The organism is Cupriavidus sp. 01L46, assembly GCF_056399905.1.
Map to the genome: position 1 here is coordinate 1 of NZ_JBFTSF010000557.1, position 1,772 is coordinate 1,772.

2 protein-coding genes are annotated in these 1,772 nt (G+C 66.3%); both read left to right on the top strand.

Features of this window, described 5'->3' with window-relative positions; genetic code table 11:
* Window positions 1–441, top strand: a 441-nt coding sequence (locus tag AC1DS3_RS38295) for a cation:dicarboxylate symporter family transporter (protein ID WP_477129324.1), incomplete at its 5' end; no start/stop codon positions are given.
* A gap of 30 nt (window positions 442–471) precedes the next feature.
* Window positions 472–1,770: a glycerate kinase type-2 family protein gene (locus AC1DS3_RS38300; protein ID WP_441641486.1), complete on the top strand. Its 1,299-nt coding sequence runs from the start codon at window positions 472–474 to the stop codon at window positions 1,768–1,770.
* The last annotated feature ends 2 nt before the right edge of the window (window positions 1,771–1,772 follow it).

The window sequence follows — 1,772 nt, forward strand, 5'->3', positions numbered from 1 at the left end:
ATCTACTACACCATGGCAGCGTTCTTTATCGCACAGGCAACCAACACGCCATTGACCCTCACCGACCAGTTCGTCGTCCTGGGCGTGCTGCTGCTGACTTCGAAGGGTTCCGCGGGCATCACCGGCTCGGGCTTCATCACCCTGGCGGCGACGCTCGCGTCGCTGGGGAAGATTCCGGTGGCTGGCATGGTGCTCCTGCTTGGAGTGGACCGCTTCATGTCGGAGGCGCGCGCCATCACCAACACCATCGGCAACGCGGTTGCGACCATGGCGATTGCCAAGTGGGTCGGCGCACTCGACGAGGACCGCGTCCAACGCGTCCTCAATGGCGAAGTCGGCCCCGAGGACCTGGAGCAACTCTACGAGGGAGTCGCGCCGGAACCGATCCCGCTGGTGCCGTTGCAGCCGAACTATGCCGCCAACGCCCGCAAGAGCGCTTGAAACCGGAACGCAAACAGAAACAGGTAGCGCATCGTGAAACACCTCAGCATTGACACCCCCCGTGCATTCCTGGAGTCGCTTTTCCGGACTGCCGTATCCGCGGCGGACCCGCAAGACTGCCTGGCGAGCGCATTACCCGAGCCGCCTGTCGGCCGCACCATCGTCGTGGGGGCCGGCAAGGCCGCCGCCAGCATGGCCCGGGCGCTGGAACAGGCGTGGCCAGGCCCACTCGCTGGCCTGGTCGTGACGCGGTACGGCCACGCCGCGCCGACCTCGCGCATCGAGGTCGTCGAAGCCGGGCATCCGGTACCCGACGCGGCTGGCCAGCGTGCCGCGGTTCGCATGCTGGACATGGTCTCGGGGCTGTGCCCGGACGATCTGGTCATCTGCCTGGTATCCGGCGGCGGATCCTCGCTGCTTAGCCTTCCGCTGGCTGGGATAAGCCTGGAGGAAAAGCGCGCCGTCAACCAGGCGCTGCTGGCCAGCGGCGCGACCATCTCGGAAATGAACTGTGTGCGACGGCATCTCTCCGGTATTAAAGGCGGAAGGCTTGCCGCTGCATGCCATCCGGCTCGCGTCGTGACGTTGCTGATTTCAGATGTACCTGGCGACGACCCGGTCAATATCGCATCCGGGCCGACGGTATGCGACGCGACGACGTGCCAGGACGCCCTGGATATCATCCGGCGCTACGGGATCTCGCTCCCGGCCAGCGCAGAGCGTCTGCTGGCGTCCGGCAGCGGGGAGTCCGTCAAGCCCGGCGACGAACGGCTTGCCCGCAGCGAGGTGCGCATGATCGCGACGCCCGCCATCTCCCTTGCCGCCGCGGCGCAGGAAGCGGCGGCCGCGGGCATCCAGCCCTATGTACTGGGGGATCGTATCGAAGGCGAGGCCACCGACGTCGGCAAGGTGATGGCCGGCATCGCCTTCCAGGCCGCGCAGGGAACGGAGCCATTCCGGCTTCCGTGCGTGCTTCTGTCAGGGGGCGAGACCACCGTCACGGTCAAAGGCGATGGCCGCGGCGGGCGCAACGTGGAATTCCTGCTTTCCCTGGCCATTGCGCTGGACGGCCATCCGAATGTCTTTGCGCTGGCCGCCGACACGGATGGCGTGGATGGCATCGAAGAGATCGCGGGCGCATACGCCGACCCCACGACACTCTCGCGAGGCTGGCAAAGGGAGATGGCGCCGCATGCCTTTCTCGCCAACAACGACGCACACACCTTCTTCGAGGCGCTTGGCGACGCCATCGTCACGGGCCCGACCCTTACCAACGTCAACGACTTCCGCGCCTTGCTGATTACCAGCCCGGCCGGGAAAGGATGCTAGAT